We start from the raw sequence: 2910 nt of genomic DNA, 5'->3' as shown, positions 1-2910 counted from the left end.
ACTTATCGATATTAAAAATAATAAATACGATAATTTTCCTACCATCCGCCAAGGATTTATTACATTTTTTTGATAAATAGCAAAGTTAGTTTGACTTAAGAATGACCAGATGGCGTTCACCTTCCAACTCTGGCACCTGCAATCGCACGACCGATTCAAGGCTAATACCCTCCGGCAGTACGGCTAACTCATCGTCCGGCCTCACCCCTTTAAGCGCATAAAAGCGCCCTTCAGGCTTAGCTGGCAAATGATGACACCAAGACAGCATATCTTGTAGAGATGCAAATGCACGGCTTATTACACCATCAAATGGCGGTTTTGCGGCAAAGTCCTCAACTCGGCTTTGCACTGGCTCAATATTATTTAAGCCCAGTTCGTGCTGTACCTGACGCAAGAAGCGTACACGTTTACCCAAGCTATCTAGCAACGTAAAGTGCGCAGTAGGCCGTACAATTGCCAGCGGTATCCCAGGAAGCCCAGGGCCGGTGCCCACATCAATAAACCGGTCACCCTGCAAATGTGGGTTAACCACAATACTATCCAGAATATGTCGCACTAGCATTTGCTGTGGGTCACGAACAGAAGTCAGATTGTAAGCTTTGTTCCACTTATGCAGCAGTTCTACATAGCCTATCAACTGTAATTTTTGCTGTTCAGGTAACACAATAGCTGCGGCATTTAGCAGGGAATCTAATTTTTTTAACACAACAATATCCTCTGACTAAGCTCGTTCAGTCAGCATGAAAAGGGCCGGGATGAGGAATGATAATCTAGCTTGGCAGTGGTTTGAACCGTTAGTTGTGGCCTGAAGCAAAGAAGAACTTACCTGCACTGCTTATCCCTTAGCAATGCAGGCAAACGTCGGTTGTTAGGCACTACGGCGTAACAACCCCTGTTTTTTCAGCCAAACCAATAAAATAGAGATTGCTGCTGGGGTAATGCCAGAAATACGCGAGGCTTGTCCGATTGAGTTAGGTTTGTGATCGTTCAGTTTAGCGATGACTTCGTTCGATAAACCAGACACCTGACGATAATCCAGATCAGCCGGCAGTAGAGTATTCTCATTGCGCAGTTGTTTTTCAATTTCTTCCTGCTGACGCGCGATATACCCTTCATATTTAACCTGAATTTCAACCTGATCCGCAGCTTGTGGATCTGTTAATGCTGGGCCAAAAGAGGTTAGGGTTGTCAGCAAACGATAATCAATTTCAGGCCGACGCAGTAATTCTTCACCATTGGCTTCTTTAGACAACGGCGATTTCAGTAATGCATTGATCTCAGAAACATTTTCTGAGTGTGGATGTACCCAGATATCACGCAGACGTTGGCGTTCTTTTTCAATTTGTTCAATTTTCTTGCTGAAATGTGCCCAACGAGCATCGTCAACCAGCCCTAATTTACGGCCCATCTCAGTCAGGCGCAGATCCGCGTTATCTTCGCGCAGCATCAAGCGATATTCTGCGCGTGAGGTAAACATGCGATACGGTTCTTTGGTGCCAAGGGTGCTTAAATCGTCCACCAGCACGCCAAGGTAAGCTTCATCGCGGCGAGGTGACCATCCATCGTCATCGTTAGCGAAGCGGCCCGCATTAAGCCCTGCAAGCAGCCCTTGAGCCGCTGCTTCTTCATAGCCGGTAGTGCCATTGATTTGCCCAGCAAAGAACAGACCGTGGATATATTTGCTTTCCAAGGTAGGTTTCAAATCACGTGGATCAAAGAAATCATATTCGATGGCATAACCTGGTCGAACGATCCGGGCATTTTCCAGCCCTTTCATTGAACGGACGATTTGCATCTGTACATCGAAAGGCAGGCTGGTTGAAATACCGTTCGGATAGATCTCATTACTGGTCAGACCTTCTGGTTCAAGGAAGATCTGGTGTGAATTACGATCAGCGAAACGCATGACTTTGTCTTCGATCGACGGACAGTAGCGTGGCCCGATCCCTTCAATGATCCCGGCATACATTGGGCTACGATCCAAGTTATTGCGGATCACTTCATGCGTTTTTTCATTGGTATACGTAATGTGGCACGCCATCTGCTCAGGGTGTTGATCGGCATGACCCAGGAAAGAGAATACTGGAATAGGCGTATCACCGAACTGAGGGGCCAATTGGCTAAAATCAATGGTCCGCGCATCAATACGTGGTGGAGTACCGGTCTTAAGGCGATTAACGCGCAGTGGTAATTCACGCAAACGCTGTGACAATGAGATGGATGGCGGATCACCAGCACGGCCACCACTGTAGTTCTGAAGACCGATATGAATTTTTCCGTCGAGGAAAGTACCAACGGTTAATACCACTGCTTTCGCCCGGAATTTAAGACCCATTTGGGTGACTGCACCCACAACGCGATCATTTTCAACAATCAGATCTTCAACTGGCTGTTGAAAGAGAGTCAGGTTTGGCTGGTTTTCCAATGCAGTACGTATTGCCTGCCGATACAGAACACGGTCAGCCTGAGCTCGGGTCGCTCTTACCGCTGGCCCTTTGCTGGCGTTTAGTATCCTAAACTGAATACCTGCCCGGTCAGTCGCCATGGCCATCAGGCCACCCAGAGCATCGATCTCTTTTACCAAATGTCCCTTACCGATACCGCCAATCGCTGGGTTACAAGACATTTGTCCCAGTGTGTCGATGTTGTGCGTCAGCAATAAGGTCTGACGTCCCATGCGTGCCGCTGCCATTGCAGCTTCCGTGCCGGCATGGCCACCACCAATGATGATGACGTCAAATTGATCTGGATAAAACATGGTACTGCACCTCGCCGTTATGCGAATTTCTGTGTTTGCCCTGGGGTGGGGGATTCTACTCAAGTTTAGACTTTCGACCAAGCGGCTTAGGATCCCCCTTAATTAAAAGAAGATCTTTTTATTTAAAGATCTCTTTATTAGATCTCTTATTA

General features: G+C 47.2%; 2 protein-coding genes. Both read right to left on the bottom strand.

The genetic code is table 11. The annotated features are described in order from the left end of the window. Positions 1-85: 85 nt before the first annotated feature. A complete protein-coding gene (gene rsmG / locus V1952_RS21005) occupies positions 86-706 on the bottom strand; it encodes a 16S rRNA (guanine(527)-N(7))-methyltransferase RsmG (protein WP_083161586.1) in 621 nt (206 codons plus the stop codon). Positions 707-868: 162 nt separating this feature from the next. Then, the gene (mnmG, locus tag V1952_RS21000; protein ID WP_420075468.1) at positions 869-2758 is read right to left on the bottom strand and encodes a tRNA uridine-5-carboxymethylaminomethyl(34) synthesis enzyme MnmG; all 1890 of its coding nucleotides are present in this window, start codon (positions 2756-2758) and stop codon (positions 869-871) included. Positions 2759-2910: the final 152 nt, after the last annotated feature.

It is taken from the genome of Yersinia sp. 2542 StPb PI (assembly GCF_048593855.1).
GTDB lineage: Bacteria > Pseudomonadota > Gammaproteobacteria > Enterobacterales > Enterobacteriaceae > Yersinia > Yersinia enterocolitica_E.
The sequence above is the reverse complement of the archived record's forward strand: the minus strand, read 5'-3'. Positions and strand labels throughout refer to the sequence as shown.